19 protein-coding genes are annotated in these 21,828 nt (G+C 37.3%); all 19 read left to right on the top strand.

The annotated features are described in order from the left end of the window. The first annotated feature begins 50 nt into the window (after window positions 1-50). A complete protein-coding gene (gene tsf, locus BU038_RS08325; RefSeq protein ID WP_107605633.1) occupies window positions 51-932 on the top strand; it encodes a translation elongation factor Ts in 882 nt (293 codons plus the stop codon). 138 nt (window positions 933-1,070) lie between these two features. Then, complete coding sequence (gene pyrH, locus BU038_RS08320; protein ID WP_002480696.1) at window positions 1,071-1,793, top strand: UMP kinase; 723 nt, start codon at window positions 1,071-1,073, stop codon at window positions 1,791-1,793. Between the two features lie 26 nt (window positions 1,794-1,819). Beyond that, a complete protein-coding gene (gene frr / locus BU038_RS08315) occupies window positions 1,820-2,374 on the top strand; it encodes a ribosome recycling factor (protein WP_107605632.1) in 555 nt (184 codons plus the stop codon). A 185-nt stretch (window positions 2,375-2,559) separates the two neighbouring features. Continuing rightward, the gene (locus tag BU038_RS08310) at window positions 2,560-3,327 is read left to right on the top strand and encodes an isoprenyl transferase (protein WP_107605631.1); all 768 of its coding nucleotides are present in this window, start codon (window positions 2,560-2,562) and stop codon (window positions 3,325-3,327) included. A gap of 20 nt (window positions 3,328-3,347) precedes the next feature. Further along, window positions 3,348-4,130: a phosphatidate cytidylyltransferase gene (locus BU038_RS08305; RefSeq protein ID WP_002480699.1), complete on the top strand. Its 783-nt coding sequence runs from the start codon at window positions 3,348-3,350 to the stop codon at window positions 4,128-4,130. Between the two features lie 200 nt (window positions 4,131-4,330). Beyond that, entirely contained in the window at window positions 4,331-5,614 is a 1,284-nt protein-coding gene (gene rseP, locus BU038_RS08300; RefSeq protein ID WP_107605630.1) for an RIP metalloprotease RseP, read from the top strand. Between the two features lie 21 nt (window positions 5,615-5,635). After that, window positions 5,636-7,336 carry a proline--tRNA ligase gene (locus BU038_RS08295; protein ID WP_107605629.1) on the top strand — a complete coding sequence of 567 codons (1,701 nt, stop codon included), beginning with the start codon at window positions 5,636-5,638 and terminating at the stop codon, window positions 7,334-7,336. A 266-nt stretch (window positions 7,337-7,602) separates the two neighbouring features. Then, window positions 7,603-11,910 (top strand): PolC-type DNA polymerase III, encoded by a 4,308-nt coding sequence (locus tag BU038_RS08290; RefSeq protein ID WP_107605634.1) that lies wholly within the window; start codon window positions 7,603-7,605, stop codon window positions 11,908-11,910. 137 nt (window positions 11,911-12,047) lie between these two features. Continuing rightward, window positions 12,048-12,515, top strand: a complete 468-nt coding sequence (rimP, locus tag BU038_RS08285; RefSeq protein ID WP_107605628.1) for a ribosome maturation factor RimP — start codon at window positions 12,048-12,050, stop codon at window positions 12,513-12,515. A gap of 21 nt (window positions 12,516-12,536) precedes the next feature. Further along, a complete protein-coding gene (gene nusA, locus BU038_RS08280) occupies window positions 12,537-13,790 on the top strand; it encodes a transcription termination factor NusA (RefSeq protein WP_107605627.1) in 1,254 nt (417 codons plus the stop codon). 18 nt (window positions 13,791-13,808) lie between these two features. Beyond that, a complete protein-coding gene (gene rnpM, locus BU038_RS08275) occupies window positions 13,809-14,093 on the top strand; it encodes an RNase P modulator RnpM (protein WP_057509824.1) in 285 nt (94 codons plus the stop codon). Next, window positions 14,090-14,395: a YlxQ family RNA-binding protein gene (locus BU038_RS08270; RefSeq protein WP_023015690.1), complete on the top strand. Its 306-nt coding sequence runs from the start codon at window positions 14,090-14,092 to the stop codon at window positions 14,393-14,395. The genes rnpM and BU038_RS08270 overlap by 4 nt, the downstream gene beginning before the upstream one ends. A gap of 16 nt (window positions 14,396-14,411) precedes the next feature. Further along, the gene (infB, locus tag BU038_RS08265; protein WP_107605626.1) at window positions 14,412-16,544 is read left to right on the top strand and encodes a translation initiation factor IF-2; all 2,133 of its coding nucleotides are present in this window, start codon (window positions 14,412-14,414) and stop codon (window positions 16,542-16,544) included. Window positions 16,545-16,639: 95 nt separating this feature from the next. Beyond that, window positions 16,640-17,020: a VOC family protein gene (locus BU038_RS08260; protein WP_107605625.1), complete on the top strand. Its 381-nt coding sequence runs from the start codon at window positions 16,640-16,642 to the stop codon at window positions 17,018-17,020. A gap of 272 nt (window positions 17,021-17,292) precedes the next feature. After that, the gene (locus BU038_RS08255; protein ID WP_107605624.1) at window positions 17,293-18,042 is read left to right on the top strand and encodes a glycerophosphodiester phosphodiesterase family protein; all 750 of its coding nucleotides are present in this window, start codon (window positions 17,293-17,295) and stop codon (window positions 18,040-18,042) included. A 29-nt stretch (window positions 18,043-18,071) separates the two neighbouring features. Further along, window positions 18,072-19,355 (top strand): MFS transporter, encoded by a 1,284-nt coding sequence (locus tag BU038_RS08250; protein ID WP_107605623.1) that lies wholly within the window; start codon window positions 18,072-18,074, stop codon window positions 19,353-19,355. Between the two features lie 379 nt (window positions 19,356-19,734). Continuing rightward, window positions 19,735-20,082, top strand: a complete 348-nt coding sequence (rbfA, locus tag BU038_RS08245; protein ID WP_107605622.1) for a 30S ribosome-binding factor RbfA — start codon at window positions 19,735-19,737, stop codon at window positions 20,080-20,082. Between the two features lie 133 nt (window positions 20,083-20,215). Beyond that, window positions 20,216-21,418, top strand: coding sequence for a glycerate kinase family protein (locus BU038_RS08240; RefSeq protein WP_107605621.1), 1,203 nt, complete (start codon window positions 20,216-20,218; stop codon window positions 21,416-21,418). A 2-nt stretch (window positions 21,419-21,420) separates the two neighbouring features. After that, a partial coding sequence (locus tag BU038_RS08235) for an SLC13 family permease (RefSeq protein ID WP_275114972.1) occupies window positions 21,421-21,828 on the top strand: 408 nt, incomplete at its 3' end.

The raw sequence follows: 21,828 nt of genomic DNA, 5'->3' as shown, positions 1-21,828 counted from the left end.
ATACTATATTTGACTGATTATATTATGTTATATAAATGGAGGAAAATTGAATGGCACAAATTACAGCTAAATTAGTTAAAGAATTGCGCGAAAGAACTGGCGCAGGTATGATGGATTGTAAAAAAGCATTAGTAGAAACTGATGGCGATATCGATAAAGCAATCGACTACCTACGTGAAAAAGGTATTGCGAAAGCTGCTAAAAAAGCAGATCGTATTGCTGCTGAAGGTATGACTTATGTTGGAGTTAACGGTAACGATGCTGTAATCGTTGAAATCAACTCTGAAACTGACTTCGTAGCACGTAACGAAGGTTTCCAAGAGCTAGTTAAAGAAATCGCTAACCAAATTCTTGAAACTAAACCAGAATCAGTTGACGCATTGTTAGAAACTAAATTATCAACAGGTGACACTGTTGGTGAACGTATCAACAAAGCAATCGCAACAATCGGTGAAAAATTAAGCTTACGTCGTTTCGCAGTTAGATCTAAAGGCGACAACGATGCATTCGGTGCATACGAACATATGGGCGGCCGTATCAGTGTATTAACAGTAGTTGAAGGTACAACTGACGAAGAAGCTGCTAAAGATGTTGCAATGCATATTGCTGCTATCAATCCTAAATATGTTTCTTCTGACCAAGTAAGCCAAGAAGAACTTGCACACGAAAAAGAAGTATTAAAACAACAAGCATTAAATGAAGGTAAACCAGAAAAAATCGTTGAAAAAATGGTTGAAGGCCGTTTACGCAAATATTTACAAGAAATTTGCGCAGTTGACCAAGACTTCGTTAAAAACCCTGATGTTACTGTTGAAGAATTCCTTAAATCAAAAGGCGGTAAATTAACTGACTTTGTACGCTATGAAGTAGGCGAAGGATTAGAAAAACGTGACGAAAACTTTGCTGACGAAGTTAAAGGACAAATGAAATAATAATCTATTAAAATGTTGAACAAGAAAGAAGACACCCTTGTATATCTATATAAATGCACACATTTGTATCGGACGTACCTCAATGTGTCTTCTTTACTTGTATCACATACATATTTTTACTATAGAGAGGATAAGAAAATGGCTGAAACTTCTAAATACAATCGCGTTGTCTTGAAATTGAGCGGAGAAGCACTAGCAGGAGAAAAAGGATTCGGAATTAATCCGATTATCATTAAAAGTGTTGCAAAACAAATTGCAGAAGTCGTAGAATTGGACTGTGAAATCGCAGTTATCGTTGGAGGCGGCAACATCTGGAGAGGTAAAACTGGCAGTGATTTAGGTATGGATCGCGGAACTGCTGACTACATGGGTATGTTAGCAACAGTTATGAATGCATTAGCACTCCAAGACAGCTTAGAACAACTTGACTGTGATACACGTGTTTTAACATCAATCGAAATGAAACAGGTCGCTGAACCTTATATTAGACGTCGTGCAATCAGACACCTAGAGAAAAAACGTGTTGTAATTTTTGCTGCGGGTATTGGCAACCCTTACTTCTCAACAGATACAACAGCTGCATTACGCGCAGCTGAAGTAGAAGCTGATGTAATTTTAATGGGTAAAAATAATGTTGACGGTGTTTATTCAGCTGATCCAAAAGTTGATAAAGACGCAGTTAAATATGAACATTTGACATACATTCAAATGTTGCAAGAGGGTCTTCAAGTCATGGACTCAACTGCCGCTTCATTCTGTATGGACAACAACATTCCATTGAATGTGTTCTCTATTTCAGAAGAGGGTAATATTAAGCGTGCGGTATTAGGCGAAGAAATCGGAACAACTATAACTAAATAATTTTATAAATTTGAGGTGTAAGAAAGATGAGTGACATTTTAAGCGAAACGAAATCAAGAATGAAGAAATCAATCGAGAGTTTATCACGTGAATTTGCGACAGTTAACGCAGGTCGCGCAAACTCTAACTTATTAGCTAGCGTAAATGTTGATTACTATGGTGCACCAACACCTGTACAACAATTAGCAAGCATCAATGTACCTGAGCCACGTTTATTAGTGGTATCACCATACGACAAATCATCAATCTCAGAAATCGAACGTGCAATCAACGCGGCTAACTTAGGTGTTAACCCGACTAGTGATGGTGAAGTCATTCGTATTACAGTACCAGCTTTAACTGAGGAACGTCGTAAAGAATTAGTTAAAGACGTTAAGAAAATGGCTGAAAATGCGAAAGTATCTGTTCGTAACATTCGTCGTGACAGCAATGATGAATTGAAAAAAGACGAGAAAAACGGGGATATCTCTGAAGATGAGTTACGTTCAGCGACAGAACAAGTTCAAAAAATCACTGACGATTCTATTAAAGAAATTGAAAAAGTATTAGATGATAAAGAAAAAGACATTATGGCTGTCTAATCATCTAAACAGATTTAAGCAAGACCGTGTTTAAATCACTTATTAAAACTGTACCAACTCAGACTTTGGTACAGTTTTTTAATTGTTCTATTCATTGCGTTAAACGAGTGTGATAAAATGATAGATAATTGCATGAATAATCTATTATAATGTAACAGAGATAGATTGAGCTCGGAGGATAGACCATGTTTAAAAAGCTAAGAAATAAAAATCGTTCTGAAACCGAAACGAATCATTCAGAATTAGATTTACATAACATACCCGAACATATAGCGATTATCATGGATGGTAATGGCCGTTGGGCAAAGAAACGAAAAATGCCAAGAATCAAAGGGCATTATGAAGGAATGCAAACCATTAAGAAAATCACAAGAGCAGCAAATGATATCGGCGTAAAGTATTTAACTTTATACGCCTTTTCAACTGAAAATTGGTCCCGTCCTGAACAAGAGGTAAATTATATTATGAATTTACCAGTGAATTTCCTGAAGACTTTTTTACCCGAATTAATTGAAAAAGATGTCAAAGTTGAAACCATCGGATTTACAGATGATCTGCCGGCATCAACGTTAAAAGCGATTAATCACGCGAAAGAAAAGACAGCACATAATCAAGGGCTTAAATTGATTTTTGCGATTAATTACGGTGGAAGAGCAGAAATCGTAGACAGTGTTCGTCGAATGTTTGATGATATGCAGAAACAAGGATATAATAGCGAGGATATCACTGAAAGTATGATGAATCAGTATTTGATGACCAGTCAATATCCTGATCCTGAATTATTGATTCGTACATCTGGGGAACAACGTATCAGCAATTTCTTAATATGGCAGATTTCATATAGTGAATTTATATTCGACCAGAAATTGTGGCCTGATTTTGATGAAGAAGAATTGTATGATTGTATCAAGATATATCAGAAAAGACAACGTCGTTTCGGCGGGCTATTATAATTTTAAGGTAGGAATTAAATATGAGAGTTAGAACGGTCACGGCTATTATTGCCTTAATCATCTTTTTACCGATACTAATTATCGGTGGTCAAGTACTGATGTACTTTTCATTTTTACTGGCGTTTATCGCATTAAAAGAATTACTGAATATGAATAAAATCCGTTTTATTTCTATACCAGGGATTATCAGTGCACTGGGGCTCGTCATTATTATGTTGCCGCAAGACCTAGGTTCATTAGTCCCTGCTATTCAATTGAAGGGGCTTGTTATCATGAGTTTCGTGGTACTAAGCTATACGGTTATGTCTAAAAACCGCTTCAGCTTCATCGACGCAGCTTTCTGCTTAATGTCTGTTGCATATGTCGGCATCGGCTTCATGTATTTATACGAAACACGTGAAGCAGGACTTGCCTTTATTTTATATGCCTTCTTAGTCGTATGGACAACAGATACAGGCGCATACTTATTTGGACGCAGCATCGGCAAACACAAGTTATGGCCGGTCATCAGTCCGAATAAAACGATTGAAGGTTTTATCGGCGGTGTATTGTGCAGCTTGTTGGTACCAATTATTATGCAGATGTTTATTGAATTCCCAGTGAACATCTTTGTGATGATGGTGGTTACAGTTGTATTAAGTATGTTCGGACAACTCGGCGACTTAGTTGAATCAGGATTTAAACGTCACTTTGGTGTGAAAGACTCAGGTAAAATATTACCTGGACACGGTGGTATCCTCGATCGCTTCGACAGCTTTATGTTCGTATTACCGCTATTAAATATTTTACTTTTACAAAACTAAAAACGTGAGGCATGCGGTTATGCAAACAAGAATCAGCGTTTGCTTAAGGCATGCCTCATTTTTGTAACATCGTATATTTGTTGTATGTTCTCAAGATTTTCATTAAAATGATTTTATGAAATGATACCGTCACATGTAACTTGTTTAAACAATGTTTACATAATTGATGGACCAATTAATTAAATAGGAGTGGCCCAATTTTGCTAATAACTATACTATCTTTTATTATCGTATTCGGCGTATTAGTCTTCGTGCATGAGTTCGGTCACATGTTCTTCGCGAAGCGTGCAGGGATAATGTGTCCTGAATTTGCGATAGGCATGGGACCGAAAATATTCAGTTTCAGAAAGAATGAAACGTTATATACTATCCGTTTATTACCCGTCGGCGGTTATGTCCGCATGGCAGGAGACGGTTTAGAAGAACCGCCTGTAGAACCAGGCATGTCAGTTAAAATTAAACTAAATGATCAAGATGAAATTACGCATATCTTGTTAGATGATCAACATAAATTCCAACAAGCAGAAGTAATTGAAGTGAAAAAATTAGACTTCAAAGATGAAATGTATTTAGAAGGTATCACGTCGTATGATGACGAACGTCATCGTTTTTATATTGCGAAAGAAGCATACTTTGTAGAAAATGGTTCACTTATCCAAATTGCGCCGCGTAATCGTCAATTGGTACACAAAACACCATGGCAAAAATTCTTAACATTGTTTGCGGGACCATTATTCAACTTCTTGCTTGCGATTGTAATTTTTATCGGTTTAGCGTATTACCAAGGCACACCGAATAATGTGGTGAAACAAGTAGCTGATAATACACCCGCTCAAGAAATCGGTTTGAAGCCTGGTGATAAAATTGAAAAAATCGGCGATAAGAAAATTGAAAACTTTAAAGATATTACAAAAGCTTTAGAAGATAACAAAGGTCAAAAAGTTTCAATTCAATATGAACGAGATGGCCATCAAAAATCAGCTGAATTCAAACCTAAAAAAGTGGTTGAGAAGTTAACGAAACTGACATCTCAAACACGCTATATTTTAGGTTTCCAACCTGATAAAGATCATAGCTCTCTGATTGCGCCGCTTGCGACAGGCGTAGAACAATTCTTCAGAGCAGGAACAATTATCTTCACGGCAATTGTGTCCATGATAGCCAGCATCTTTACAGGCGGATTCTCATTTGACATGTTGAATGGACCTGTCGGTATTTACCATAATGTTGATACTGTGGTGAAAACTGGTATCATTAACTTGATAGCGTGGACAGCTATGTTAAGTGTGAACTTAGGTTTGATGAACCTATTACCAATTCCAGCATTAGACGGCGGAAGAATTCTCTTTGTTATTTATGAAGCGATTTTCAGAAAGCCCGTCAACAAAAAAGCAGAAGCTTACATTATTGGTGCAGGTGCTATATTTGTAGTAATTATTATGATATTAGTGACATGGAATGACATACAACGTTATTTCTTATAGGAAATGGAGGAGCTCAGTTTTATGAGACAGTCAAAAGTATTTATACCAACGTTAAGAGAGGTACCAGCGGAAGCTGAAGCCTTAAGTCATCGATTACTGTTAAAAGCAGGATTGATTAAACAAAGTACAAGTGGGATTTACAGTTATTTACCGCTTGCGACACGTGTATTAAATAATATTACATCAATTATCAGAGAAGAAATGGAGAAAATTGATGCGGTAGAAATCTTAATGCCGGCATTACAACCTTCAGAATTATGGGAAGAGTCAGGACGTTGGGAAGCTTATGGCAGTGAATTAATGCGTCTGACTGATCGTAATGGTCGTCAATTCGCATTAGGACCAACACATGAAGAAGTCGTAACGTCATTAGTACGTGACGAATTGAAATCTTATAAGCAATTACCTTTAACACTATTCCAAATTCAATCGAAATTCAGAGATGAAAAGCGCCCACGTTTCGGCTTATTACGTGGCCGTGAATTCATCATGAAAGATGCGTATTCATTCCATGCGGATGAAGCTTCACTAGATGAAACTTACAATGATATGTATGATGCATATGGTCGTATCTTTAAACGTGCAGGTATTAATGCACGTCCAGTAGTCGCAGATTCAGGCGCAATCGGCGGCAGTCATACGCATGAGTTTATGGCGTTAAGTGAAATCGGCGAAGATACTATTGTCTACAGTGAAAACAGCGACTACGCAGCTAACATTGAAAAAGCAGAAGTTGTTTTCGAACCAAAAGCACATGATGAAGCATTACTTGAATTAGAAAAAGTGGAAACACCGAATGCGCATACAGCACAAGAAGTGGCTGATTTCTTAAATCGTCCACTAGACCAAATTACAAAATCCATGGTCTTCAAAGTAGATGGCGAATTTGTGATTGTCCTAGTACGTGGTCATCATGAAGTGAACGATGTGAAATTAAAAGCGTACTTCGGTACAGACAACATTGAACTTGCGAGCCAAGATGAAATTATCAACTTAGTGGGCGCGAACCCAGGTTCAATCGGTCCAATTCAAGAAAAAGGTATTAAAGTATATGCGGATAATTTCGTACAAGAAATTCCTAATATTGTAGTCGGTGCGAATGAAGACGGCTATCATTATATCAATGCAAATCCAGAACGTGACTTTAATGTAGAAGCGTTCGGCGATTTCCGCTTCATCTTAGAAGGCGAACCGCTCAGCGATGGTTCAGGCGAAGCTAAATTCGCAGAAGGTATTGAAGTTGGACAAGTCTTCAAACTCGGCACAAAATACTCTGAGGCAATGAATGCGACTTTCTTAGATAACCAAGGTAAAGCACAACCGTTAATCATGGGTTGTTATGGCATTGGAGTATCAAGAACATTAAGTGCGATTGTTGAACAAAATAATGATGATAATGGTATAATCTGGCCAAAATCAGTAACACCATTTGAAGTACACTTAATTACGATTAATCCTAAGAAAGATGATCAAAGAGAACTTGGCGACGAGTTATACCAAGCGCTTCAAGCGTCATTCGAAGTCTTATACGATGACCGTAAAGAACGTGCAGGTGTTAAATTCAACGATGCTGACTTAATCGGCTTACCAGTACGTGTCGTAGTTGGTAAACGTGCTGCAGAAGGTATTGTTGAAGTGAAACGTCGTGACAATGGCGAAAGCGAAGAAGTCGCGGCAGCGGATTTAGTGAATTACGTGAAAGATTTATACGAACAAATTTAAATTTTTAAATCAACAAGTCGAAGTGCAGTGACCGCACTTCGACTTTTTACTTACATAAAAATCCAGATTGCTCATTTTAAGTATCGCTGGAAATTTGGTATAATATTTTAGAACTTCAGAACAGAAATAAAAAATCAGCCGCGTTGTTAAAACGTGGTTCCATTTTTTCTACACACAAAAGGGCATGCACCTTTTTAAATAAATTAAAATTCTCCCTAACCGTATGAACGATGTAATTAATGACTAAGGTGGTAATGGTCTTGGCAATGACAAATCAAGAAAAATTTAAAGTGTTAGCTGACCAAATTAAAATTGCGAATCAGCTAGAACCAGATATTATAGAAAACAGTGAATTAAACCGCATTGATGTCTCTCAAAAAGAGCGGACATGGTTGTTTCAAATTACACTGCCTCGTTTTTTAACTTATGAAGACTACATGTTATTTACCCACGCTTTGATTGAAGAATTTAAAGAGATTGCGACAGTAGATTGGCATTTTGTTGTTCAAGATACAAGAAATCAAGACGAATACGCGATGAAATACTTCAATCATTGTATTGAACAGACAAGATTGTCACCCAAAGTAAAAGGACAATTAAGACAAAAACGTCTGATTACTTCAGGCAATGTTTTAAAAGTGATGGTGTCAAATGATATTGAACGTGATTATTTCCATAAAGCGTGTAACGGCAGCTTAGTCAAAGCATACCAACAATGCGGCTTTGACGTGAATAAGATTGTCTTTGAAACAGACACGTCTGAACATGATAATGATTTAGCCTCATTAGAAGCGCATATTCAAGAAGAAGATCAACAAAGCGCGAGAGAAGCAACTGAAAAATTAGAACGTATGAAAGCTGAAAAAGCGAAACAACAAGATAACAACGAAAGTGCAGTTGATAAATGTCAAATCGGTAAACCAATTCAAGTGGATAATGTCAGACCGATTGAATCAATTATTGAAGAAGAATTCAAAGTGGCGATTGAAGGGGTTATCTTTGATATGAACATCAAAGAACTGAAAAGCGGTCGTCACATTGTAGAACTAAAAGTAACAGATTATACAGACTCACTTGTGCTAAAAATGTTTACACGTAAAAATAAAGACGATTTAGAACACTTCAAAGCGTTAAGTGTCGGTAAATGGGTACGTGCGCAAGGGCGTATTGAAGAGGATACCTTTGTGCGTGACTTAGTTATGATGATGTCTGATATAGAAGAAATTAAGAAAACACCAAAACTAGATAAAGCAGAAGACAAACGTGTGGAGTTACATCTTCATACAGCGATGAGTCAAATGGACGGCATTAACCAAATTGGTGATTATGTCGCACAAGCTGCGAAATGGGGTCATCCTGCCATCGCAGTCACAGACCATAACGTTGTTCAGGCTTATCCAGATGCATTCAGCGCAGCTGAAAAACATGGCATTAAAATGATTTATGGTATGGAAGGTATGTTAGTCGATGATGGTGTACCGATTGCCTATAATCCGACTGACCGTAATCTTAAAGATGCGACTTATGTGGTATTTGACGTTGAGACAACAGGTTTATCTAACCAATACGATAAAATTATCGAGTTAGCTGCTGTTAAAGTTCATGATGGTGAAATTATTGATAAGTTCGAGCGTTTCAGTAATCCGCATGAGCGTTTATCTGAAACTATCAAGAATTTAACGCATATCTCAGATGAAATGTTAGTCGATGCGCCTGAAATTGATGATGTGTTAACAGAATTCAAAGAATGGGTCGGAGATGCGATATTCGTTGCGCATAACGCATCCTTCGATATGGGCTTCATCGATACCGGCTATGAACGTGCTGGTTTAGGTCATTATACAAACGGTGTTATCGATACATTAGAATTATCTCGTACGATCAATACAGAATTCGGTAAACACGGTTTGAACTTCTTAGCGAAGAAATATGGCGTTGAACTGACACAACATCACCGTGCCATCTATGATACAGAAGCTACAGCTTATATCTTTATTAAAATGTTGAAACAAGTCGATGAACTCGGTGTTAAAAACCATCAAGACATCAACCAATCACTTTCAAATGAAGATGCTTATAAACGTGCACGTCCAAGTCACGTGACAATCTTAGTTCAAAACCAAACAGGTCTGAAAAACTTATTCAAGATTGTCAGTGAATCATTAGTAACGTATTACTATCGTACACCGAGAATCCCACGTTCATTATTAGATGAGTATCGCGAAGGTTTATTAATCGGCTCAGCATGTGATGAAGGTGAAGTCTTTACAGCGGTGATGCAGAAAGACCAATCACAAGTAGAACATATTGCGAAATATTATGATTATATTGAGGTGCAACCACCTGCGTTATACCAAGATTTAATTGATCGTGAATTGATTCGTGATAATGAAACTATGATTGAGATTTATCAACGCTTGCTAGAAGCGGGTAAAGCGGTCAATGTACCCGTCGTTGCGACAGGTAATGTGCATTACTTAAACGAACATGATGCCATTGCGCGTAAAATCTTAATTGCTTCACAACCAGGTAATCCATTAAATCGTTCTACTTTACCAGAAGCGCATTTCAGAACAACAGATGAAATGTTGGATGCGTTCCACTTCTTAGGTGAAGAGAAAGCAAAAGAAATTGTCGTTGATAATACACAAGCATTAGCTGATCGTATTGAACGTGTCGTTCCGATTAAAGATAAACTGTATACACCAAATATGGATGGTGCGAATGAAGAAATTCGTGAAATGAGTTATGCGAATGCGCGCAAATTATATGGTGATGATCTACCGCAAATTGTTATCGATCGACTTGAAAAAGAATTGGAAAGTATTATCGGTAACGGATTTGCTGTTATTTACTTAATTTCACAACGTTTGGTTAAGAAATCATTGAATGATGGTTACTTAGTTGGTTCACGTGGTTCCGTCGGCTCAAGTTTCGTTGCGACAATGACGGAAATTACCGAAGTTAATCCATTGCCGCCACATTACATTTGTCCAAAATGTAAGAAGAGCGAATTCTTCAATGATGGGTCTGTTGGCTCAGGTTTCGACTTGCCAGACAAGACTTGTGAATGTGGTGCTGAAATGATTAAAGAAGGCCAAGATATTCCTTTCGAAACGTTCTTAGGGTTCAAAGGTGACAAAGTACCAGATATCGACTTGAACTTCAGTGGTGAATATCAACCTGAAGCGCATAACTACACAAAAGTATTATTCGGTGAAGATAAAGTGTTCCGTGCCGGAACTATCGGTACAGTCGCAGAGAAAACTGCGTTCGGTTATGTCAAAGGATATTTAAACGACCAAGGTATTCATAAACGTGGTGCGGAAATTGATCGTTTAGTTAAAGGGTGTACCGGTGTAAAACGTACAACAGGCCAACACCCTGGTGGTATCATTGTTGTACCTGATGATATGGATATTTATGACTTTACGCCGATTCAATATCCAGCAGATGACCAATCATCAGCTTGGATGACGACACACTTCGACTTCCACTCTATTCATGATAATGTCTTGAAACTCGATATTCTTGGACACGATGATCCGACAATGATTCGTATGCTTCAAGACTTATCGGGCATTGATCCGAAAACAGTACCGGTCGATGATAAAGAAACGATGCGTATTTTCAGTACGCCAGAGTCATTAGGTGTCACAGAAGACGATATTTTATGTAAGACAGGCACATTCGGTGTACCAGAGTTCGGTACAGCGTTCGTGCGTCAAATGTTAGAAGATACGAAACCGACAACGTTCTCTGAACTTGTTCAAATTTCGGGATTATCTCATGGTACGGACGTATGGTTAGGCAATGCCCAAGAATTAGTACGTTCAGGCACATGTGATTTATCTGGTGTTATCGGTTGTCGTGACGATATCATGGTGTATTTGATGTATGCTGGATTAGAGCCATCATTAGCCTTCAAGATAATGGAGGCGGTACGTAAAGGTAAGGGTCTTCAAGAAGAATGGGAAGAAATAATGAAAGAGAATAATGTACCAGATTGGTATTTAGATTCATGTAAGAAAATCAAGTACATGTTCCCGAAAGCCCATGCGGCAGCCTACGTATTAATGGCGGTACGTATTGCATACTTTAAAGTACATTATCCGTTATATTATTATGCGTCATACTTTACTGTCCGTGCATCCGACTTTGATTTAATCACAATGATTAAAGATAAAGAAGGTATTAAAGCGGCAGTGAAAGATATGTATTCTAAGTACATGGAACTTGGTAAGAAAGAAAAAGATGTATTAACTGTGCTTGAAATCATGAATGAAATGGCGCATCGCGGTTTCCGTATGCAGCCGATCAGTTTAGAAAAGAGTCAGGCATTTGAATTTATTATCGAAGGCGATACGTTAATTCCGCCGTTTATTGCGGTGCCAGGTCTAGGTGAAAACGTAGCAAAACGTATTGTTGAAGCGCGTAATGAAGGACCGTTCTTATCTAAAGAAGACTTGAATAAGAAAGCGGGACTTTCTCAAAAAGTCATTGAGTATTTAGATGATTTAGGTTCATTACCTGGCTTGCCTGATAAAGCACAATTATCAATTTTTGATATGTAATGCTTAAAAAGTGTCAACTGTGCTACAATTGGCATTTAAAGATGTACTGTGTTATAATCATAGTGCGTAAAAAATGAACTTTAGTCACGAAGAGTGGGGTTTACCCGCTCTTTTCTATTTGTATAAAGGAGGTCAGCATGAGTAAAATTACTGAACAAATCGAAACAATTATTCAACCGGTTTTAGATGAACTGAATTTTGAACTCGTGGATGTTGAATTCACAAAAGAAGGTAGAGACCACTATCTTAGAATCTCTATTGATAAAGAGGGCGGCGTTGATTTAAATGACTGCACACTAGCATCAGAAAAAATCAGCGCAGCAATGGATGAAGCAGATCCGATTGAACAAATGTATTACCTAGACGTTGCGTCACCAGGTGCTGAGCGTCCTATCAAAGACGATAAGGCGTTTCGTAATGCAGTCAATCAACCTGTATTTGTCACTCTTTATGCGCCGGTTGAAGGTGCTAAAGAATGGTTAGGTGTCTTGCAATCAGTAGATGACGACTCAGTTGTTATCGAAGTGCAAGTCAAATCAAAGAAAAAGCAAGTTGAAATCCCAAGAAATAAAATTGCTAAAGCACGTCATGCAGTTTTGATTTAACGTGAGTAGGAGGATTTAACCGTGTCAAATGAATTAATATTAGCAGTAGAATATTTGGAAAAAGAAAAGAAAATTCCTAGAGAGGTACTAATCGATGCGATTGAAGCAGCATTGATTACTGCTTATAAAAAGAACTATGAATCTTCACGTAATGCACGTGTCGAATTGAATATGGACGAAGGTACGTTCAAAGTCATCGCACGTAAAGAAGTCGTTGAAGAAGTATTTGATGACCGCGATGAAGTGGACATCAGTACTGCATTGGTGAAAAACCCGGCATATGAAATCGGCGATATTTACGAAGAAGATGTTACACCAAAAGACTTCGGCCGTGTCGGTGCACAAGCAGCAAAACAAGCTGTTATGCAACGTTTACGCGATGCTGAAAGAGAAATTCTTTATGATGAATTTATTGATAAAGAAGAAGATATCATGACAGGTATCATCGATAGAGTCGATCACAGATATGTGTATGTTAACTTAGGACGTACAGAAGCAGTTTTATCTGAAGCTGAAAGAAGTCCTAATGAAAGTTACATTCCAAACGAACGTATCAAAGTGTACGTTAACAAAGTAGAACAAACAACAAAAGGTCCTCAAATCTATGTATCACGTAGTCATCCAGGATTATTGAAACGTTTATTTGAAGAAGAAGTACCTGAAATTTATGATGGTACTGTTGTGATTAAATCAGTTGCGCGTGAAGCGGGCGATCGTTCTAAAATCAGTGTTTACTCTGAAAATGATGATATCGATGCAGTCGGCGCATGTGTAGGTGCGAAAGGTGTCCGTGTTGAAGCGATTGTTGAGGAGCTTGGCGGAGAAAAAATTGATATCGTACAATGGAACGAAAATCCTAAAGTCTTTGTGAAAAATGCATTAAGCCCTTCACAAGTCTTAGAGGTTATTGTAGATGAAGAGAATCAATCTACAACAGTAGTGGTTCCAGATTATCAATTATCACTAGCTATCGGTAAACGCGGTCAAAACGCGCGCCTAGCAGCTAAATTGACAGGTTGGAAAATCGATATTAAATCTGAAACAGATGCACGTGAAGCAGGTATCTACCCAGTGCCAGAACAAGAAGAAACAGAAGAAGCACCAGTCGAAGAAGATCTTTCTGAAGATGTGGTAGTAGCACAAGTAGAAGAAGAACCTGAAGTTGAGGAAGTTGAAGATGTTGAAGCAGAAGAAGCGGAAGACATTGAAGCAGCTGAATCAGAAGAAGACGAAACTTCAGAAGAAACAGAAGCTAAGAAAGACGTAGAAGAATAATTTGGAGTGAATGCCTTTATGAAGAAAAAGAAGATTCCAATGAGAAAGTGTATCCTTTCAAATGAAATGCGTCCCAAAAATGATATGATTCGTGTGGTTATCAACAAAGAAGGCGAAATTTCTGCAGATGCGACAGGTAAGAAGCCTGGACGCGGTGCGTACGTTTCTAAAGACGTAGCACTTGTAGAAAAAGCTCAGCAAAAAGGCATTTTAGAAAAGTTCTTTAATGCGGATGCTGAAACTTTAGAGCCTGTCTATAAAGAAATCATACGTCTCATTTACAGAGAAGAGATTCCAAAATGAATAAGAGCAACATCTTGAATTTTTTAGGATTGGCAATGCGGGCTGGCAAGGTTAAAAGTGGTGAGTCGGTTATTCTGACAGAAATCAAAAAGCGTAAAACGTCTTTAGTGATTTTGTCTGAGGATGCGTCATCGAGGACAACCAAAGAAATCAGTCAAAAATGTGAGAGTTATCACGTTCCGTTGCGTATATTCGGTACAAGAGAAGAGTTAGGCCAAGCACTTGGCAAGTCTTCTCGCGTGAATATAGCTATAATGGATAACGGTTTTGCCAAAAAGCTATTATCAATGATAGATGAATAACGTAAGGAGTGATTATATGAGTAAAAAGAGAATTTACGAGTATGCAAAAGATTTAAAATTAAAAAGTAAAGATGTTATTGATGAATTGAAGAAGATGAATGTTGAGGTGTCTAACCACATGCAAGCGTTAGAACCGAATGAAATCAAAGAGTTGGATAAAAAATTCAAACCAAATTCATCTAAAGATAAGCAAAACGATAAAGCTGCTCAAAATAATCACAAAAAACATCAAAACAATAATAAAGATAAAAATAATAACAACAATAATAGCGGTAATGCTAAAAAGAATAATAAAAAAGGCAACAAGAACCACAACAAAAATAACAATAAAAACAACAACAAACATAAGAAAAACAATAATCAAAAACCAGCACCAGAACAACCGAAAAAAGAAATGCCAGAAAAAATTACTTACTTAGAAGGTATTACGGTTGGCGAATTAGCTGACAAAATGAATATTGAGTCATCAAGTATCGTTAAGAAATTATTCTTACTTGGTATTATGGCTAACATCAACCAATCATTAGACGATGAAACAATTGAGTTAATTGCTGATGATTACGGCGTAGAAGTAGAAAAAGAAGTTGTCATTGATGAAGAAGATTTAGATATCTACTTCGACGATGAAGAAGAAGATCCAGATGCAATTGAGCGTCCAGCAGTTGTTACAATCATGGGACACGTTGACCATGGTAAAACAACGCTACTTGACTCAATCAGAAATACACATGTGACACAAGGTGAAGCGGGCGGTATCACACAACATATCGGTGCTTACCAAATCACAAATGACGGCAAAAAAATCACTTTCTTAGATACACCTGGACACGCAGCCTTCACTACAATGCGTGCGCGCGGTGCGCAAGTTACTGATATCACTATCTTAGTAGTTGCGGCAGATGATGGTGTTATGCCTCAAACAATTGAAGCAATCAACCATGCGAAAGAAGCAGAAGTGCCGATTATCGTTGCGGTAAACAAAATTGATAAACCAACAGCAAACCCTGATCGTGTGATGCAGGAATTAACTGAATACGGTTTATTCCCTGAAGACTGGGGCGGCGACACAATCTTCGTACCACTTTCAGCATTAAGCGGAGACGGTATTGAAGACTTATTAGAAATGATCGTCTTAGTATCAGAAGTACAAGAATTAAAAGCGAACCCAGACAAACGTGCTGTCGGTACAGTTATTGAAGCTGAATTAGACAAATCACGTGGTCCTGCGGCATCATTATTAGTTCAAAATGGTACGTTGCATGTGGGAGATGCTATTGTTGTAGGTAATACGTTCGGTCGTATCCGTGCAATGGTGAATGATTTAGGTCAACGTATTAAAACAGCTGGTCCATCAACGCCGGTTGAAATTACAGGTATTAATGATGTACCGCAAGCCGGTGACCGCTTCGTTGTCTTCTCTGACGAGAAACAAGCGCGTAGAATCGGTGAAGCACGTCATGAAGAAAGCATCTTACAACAACGTCAAGAAAGCAAAAACGTTTCATTAGACAACTTGTTCGAACAAATGAAACAAGGTGAAATGAAAGACCTAAACGTAATCATCAAAGGTGACGTACAAGGTTCAGTAGAAGCATTAGCTGCTTCACTTATGAAAATTGATGTTGAAGGTGTTAACGTTCGTATCATCCACACAGCAGTGGGTGCCATCAACGAATCTGACGTTACACTTGCGAATGCCTCAAATGGTATCATCATCGGCTTCAACGTACGTCCTGATTCAGGTGCGAAACGTGCAGCTGAACAAGAAAATGTAGACTTGCGTTTACACCGTGTGATTTACGATGTTATTGAAGAAATTGAATCAGCGATGAAAGGTATGCTTGACCCTGAATATGAAGAAAAAGTCATCGGACAAGCTGAAGTTCGTCAAACATTCAAAGTTTCTAAAGTCGGTACAATCGCAGGTTGTTACGTGACTGAAGGTAAAATCACACGTAGTGCAGGTGTACGCGTAATCCGTGACGGTATTGTTATCTTCGAAGGTAAACTTGATACGTTAAAACGTTTTAAAGACGATGCCAAAGAAGTAGCAAAAGGTTACGAATGCGGTATCACAATCGAAAAATACAACGACTTAAAAGTTGATGATATTATCGAAGCATATGAAATGGTTGAAATCCAACGATAAAGTTGATATTTTAGATAAAAGCACTTCCTTAAGCGGGAGTGCTTTTTCGTATGGATTAAGGGATGCTATTATAAACATATTTGGGAGGTGTATGTATGGTTAACAATATTTGGTTCAATCTTGCAAGCCAAGACTTAGAAAAAAGTAAGAAGTTCTATCAAAATATCGGCTTTGAGATTATGGAACGTCCAGAACAAGAGGGTAAGATGTTCGGTATCAAAGCAGAAAAAGGCTCTCCGATAATGATTGTAGCTATGAAATATTTCGAATCATATATTCATCGCGTACCTTATGGTAATGATGCATTGATTTCATTATCAGTTGATACGAAAGAAGAAGCACATCAACTCAAAGAAGATGTACAAAGTTTCGGCGGCAAAATTATCGATCAACCAAAAGAACGCGATGGTTTCTATGGTTTCACATTTGAAGATATTGATGGGCATTTCTTCAACATTCTAGTTTTCGAAGAATAATATTTACGAAAGCATATAAAATATCCAATCTGATGACAGTCAAAGCACTGTATTCAGATTGGATTTTTTTATTTAAGATACATATGAAATTTAGAAATTCAGTGCGTGTAAACGCTTTGTAAATTTTCGATAAAAATCGTAAATCTAATTGAAAAAGTCGTGGTATAGGCATATGATTAACTTGAAATAATACATAACTTTTAACAAGTTGTGAGTAAGGTAATTAAAAAACACTACAGCAACTTATTGTATATTCTAGAAGGTGAACAGCTATGAAAACAATTTTTGGACACAGGGGTGTACCAAGTGTCGCACCTGAGAACACGTTAGCCTCATATCATGCCGCAGCAGAAATTCCTGAACTACAGTGGATAGAAGTGGATGTCGGAATTACCGCAGACGAACAATTGATTATGATTCATGATGATTATTTAGACCGTACAACTTCAATTACAGGAGAAATCAGTGAAACTTCATTTAATGAAATAAAACAAGCGAGTGCAGGTTATTGGTTCCATCCACGATTCAAAGAAGAAAAAGTTCTAACGTTTGATGAGTTTATTGATTTTGTGAATGATTCTAAAATAAATGTCAATATTGAACTAAAAGGTATTACAGGTAATCATGGCCCAAAATTAGCGAAATCATTAATTAAACAGTTAGTTGAAGCAATGCCAAAATTTGATCCTGAAGTAGAAATATTATTTTCTAGCTTTAATATTCCGCTACTTAAAGCAGTTCAAGAAGCAATACCTCAATATCCAAGAGCAGTACTCTATGAAATGTGTGCTTTTTATGAAGATTGGCGTACAGTTTTAGATTTTTGTGATACACATATTTTGCATTTGGAAGATATCAATTTGACTGAAGCTTTAGTCAGACGTATTAAAGATGATGGTTATATTTTAAATGTCTATACCGTCAATGATGTGGATAGAGTCAATCAACTCTTTAACTTTGGCGTGGATGGTGTGTTTACGGATTATCCGCAAAATTTAGTTCATTTACAAGAATCGCTTTGACATAGGCCGCAACTAGGAGGAAAAACAACATGAATTGGCTGATGCATAAATTAGGTTTAAGAAATGCGAGACAACTGGCAGGATACCTCTCTGTTGTCACTGCTGGACAAATTATTTATTCAGGATTCGAAGCTTTTAAAGGTACATTTTACAACCAACTTTTACAAGTACTGCATGTTAATAATGCAGAACTAGGCGTGATTTTCAGTTTAATCGGTTTATCAATGTTCTTCTATATTCCTGGTGGATGGATTAATAATAGATTTTCCATTCGTTCTTTATTGATTACCGGGATGTTGATTCGTTTTATTACGATGTGTGTCGTGATATTCTTGAATCCAAGTTTTACGGTATTGAAAGTGATTGCGGTGATTTGGGGGTTAGTTGAAGCATTCTTCTGGCCTGCAGTACTGAATGGAGTAGTCTTCTTTACAGACCGTGAACATAGAGGTTTAGGCTTTGGCTTATTAGAATCGATTCGCCGCGCACAAGAAATGTTGATGAATTTATTGCTTGTCGCTATTATGGCTGCGGTGAGTGGTATAGCAGTATTAAAAGGCGGTATGTTAGCATACAACTTATTATTGATTCCAATGATTATTTTGATATGGAAATTCGTACCGAAAAATGGGATTGCGGCTGATGAATCGCACCATCAAGAAACAGGGTATAAATCTGCGAAAGCTTTAAAAGGGTTATTGTATGTATTAACGCAACCGAAAGTTTGGTTAGCAGCGATTACCGCAATGTCTGTATATTGGGGCTATATTATTTTAATCTATACAGTGCCTTACTTACAAAGTGTCTATCACTTAACAACAGCACAAACCGCATTTTTCGGTGTCATTAACACAGCGTTGATGGGTGTTATCGCAGGAGTCATTGCGGGAGTAATTTCTGACTTTGTCTTTAAGTCTTCAGCGAAAATGATTGGTGTTGCGTTATTAGCATCTGCAGTCATTTTAATCGTTATCGTGTACTTCAAAATTGGTACACAATTAAGCATTGTCTTGCTTGTTATCTTGTCACTAACTACGTTCTTATCAAAAAGTGTGTTGCTTGCGCCGATTTCAGAATTGAAATTGCCAGAGGATTTTTCAGGTTCTGCGATGAGTGTCGGTTCATTTTTAGCGTATGCACCAGTCTTTTGGGTCTATCAATTAAATGGTAATTTATTGGATGCTTTTAAAGGACACGAAGCCTTTGCCTACCAAATGATTTTTAAAATCGGTATTGTGGTCGCATTATGTGGTGCAGTTTCAGCATTAATTTTAACGTATTTGATGAAACGTTCACGACAACGAGAAGCTTAATATTGAAATGAAATTAAAAAATGAAACGTCAATTCATAATTCAAAGATGTCTTAAATGACGTTGAAAAGTAATGTGAAATTGAAACCCGGGGCTTTATAAACTAGTGATAGCTTTAAAGCACCGGGTTATCTTTTGATTTAACTTCTGTCACACCAGAAGACATAGATGTATGTATATGAAATGTAAAGATTGTTTTGAAATGGCGACTTGTACATTTACGCAAAATTAATCTGCTTAACTGTCACTTTACATGTTGTGTGTGTCATATTGATTAATTTCTATAAATAAAGGGAAAAGTTTTGTAAAAGGGACGATTATAGTTTATAATCTTGGATTGAACTCAATCGTTCATTGTTGAAATAAAGAGGTGAAACACACATGAGTAAAATGAGAGCAGAACGCGTTGGTGAACAACTGAAACAAGAGTTGATGGATATTATTAACAATAAAGTTAAAGACCCGAGAATCGGATTTTTAACTATCACTGACGTACAAGTCACAAACGATTTATCTCAAGCTAAAGTCTACTTAACAGTATTAGGTAAAGAAAAAGAAGTAGACGATACGTTTAAAGCTTTAGAAAAAGCACGAGGCTTTATTAAAGCGGAATTAGGTTCAAGACTTCGTCTAAGAACAATTCCAGAATTATACTTCGAATATGATTACTCAATCGAGTACGGTAATAAAATCGAAAGAATGATTCAAGATCTTCATAAAAATGACTAATAAAATGAAGTTAAGGACAGCTATGCAGGGTGCATAGCTGTTTTTTTAATTAAATTCTAATAATTCTCTAATTCTTTACAAACTTAACCTCCTTAATATAGACGGTAAGGTTTTATACTAGGAGGTTATAACAATGAAAATTGCAGTGATTCCATCAGGCTTTAAAGAAAGCTTGAGTTCAGCAGAAGTAGGCACAGCAATTCAAAAAGGTCTGCTAGAAGCAGATGAAAGTTTAAATATTCAAGTGATTCCTATGGTAGATGGGGGAGAAGGTTTTGCGCAAACCATCACACAAATTAAAAATGGACAACTTTATCATTTAAATGCGGAAGATCCATTAGGACAAAAACGCAAAACTTTTTATGGTATGTTTTATGAGAATAAACAAAAAGTAGCGGTAATAGAAATGGCCGCAATAGCGGGTTTACGCCATGTACCGAATCATCAACGAAATCCGCTTCATACTTCTACTTACGGCGTAGGTGAAGCAATTATCCACGCTTTAGACCATGGCGCTGAGCGTATTTTAATCGGTTGCGGCGACTCAGGAACATCTGATGGCGGTGTCGGTATGGCACAAGCAATTGGTGTACGCTTTAAGGATTATAAAGGTGAAACAGTATTTATCCATGGCGGCGGTGAAATAGACCGTATTCATGATATAGATGTCTCTCAAATTGATTCGCGCGTATTGGATACTCCGATTGATGTCGCAGTCAATTGGTCAAATATTTTATGTGGACCAAAAGGTGTCGCAAGAGTATTCGGTCCGCAAAAAGGTGCAAGTCCAAAAGAAGTTGATCATCTATCAGACAACCTTGAACACTTAGCGCGTTTGATAGAACGTACAACAGGACAATCAGTGGCTTATCAACAAGGTTCCGGTGCTTCTGGTGGACTAGGTGCAGGTTTAATTGCCTTTGCGAACGCGACATTGCATCCTCGTTTCGAACTTATTCAACAATATCTGCATATTGAACCTGTTATCGCACAAGCTGATTTAGTTATCACAGCAGAAGGTTGTTTAGATTTTCAAACACCAAATGGTAAAATTCCAGCTGAAGTCGCAAGAATAGCGCAAAAATATGATACACCTGTCATTGCATTAGCAGGTACTATCGGACAAGATGCAGAATTCAACTATCAAAGCGGTATTAATGCCTTTCACAGTATTATTAAACAACCTTCAAGTTTAGATGTCTCTATTGAATATGCATCAAAATGGCTTGAAGAATGCGCACGTAATATTTATCACTCAATTCAAATCGGTATGAAAATGAACCAAACAAAGTCACGTATAAACAACACATCTAAACAAAGACACTTTGTACTTTAAATATGAGTTATTCTAAATTAATCGCAGCCATTCTTTATCTTATTTTCACGCTATGGCTGTTTTTAGAAACAAATTTGTCTTATTTAGGGCAATTGAGTGTGGCTTTGTTTGTGTTATCTTTGGGATTATTTATTTTTAGTAAAATGCCAGCAGGTTTATCAGCGATGCTGGTCTTATGTTTAGGAATTTTATTAGGGATGCCCCAAGATATCTTGTATCAATCATTAGAAGAACATGTGATTTGGTTAATGATTGGGGCGTTTATTATTGGCGGCGTTGTAGAAACAAGTGGTTTATTAGATCGTTTGATTCGTTGGATTGAAGCGAAATGTACGTCTGGAAAACGTATGAATATTTTTGTCTTTATCTTAGTACAAATTTTATCTTTAATTATTCCTTCTACTTCAGGA

The sequence above is a fragment of the Staphylococcus simulans genome (assembly GCF_003043455.1).
GTDB lineage: Bacteria > Bacillota > Bacilli > Staphylococcales > Staphylococcaceae > Staphylococcus > Staphylococcus simulans_A.
This window is presented reverse-complemented; position numbering and strand designations above follow the sequence as displayed.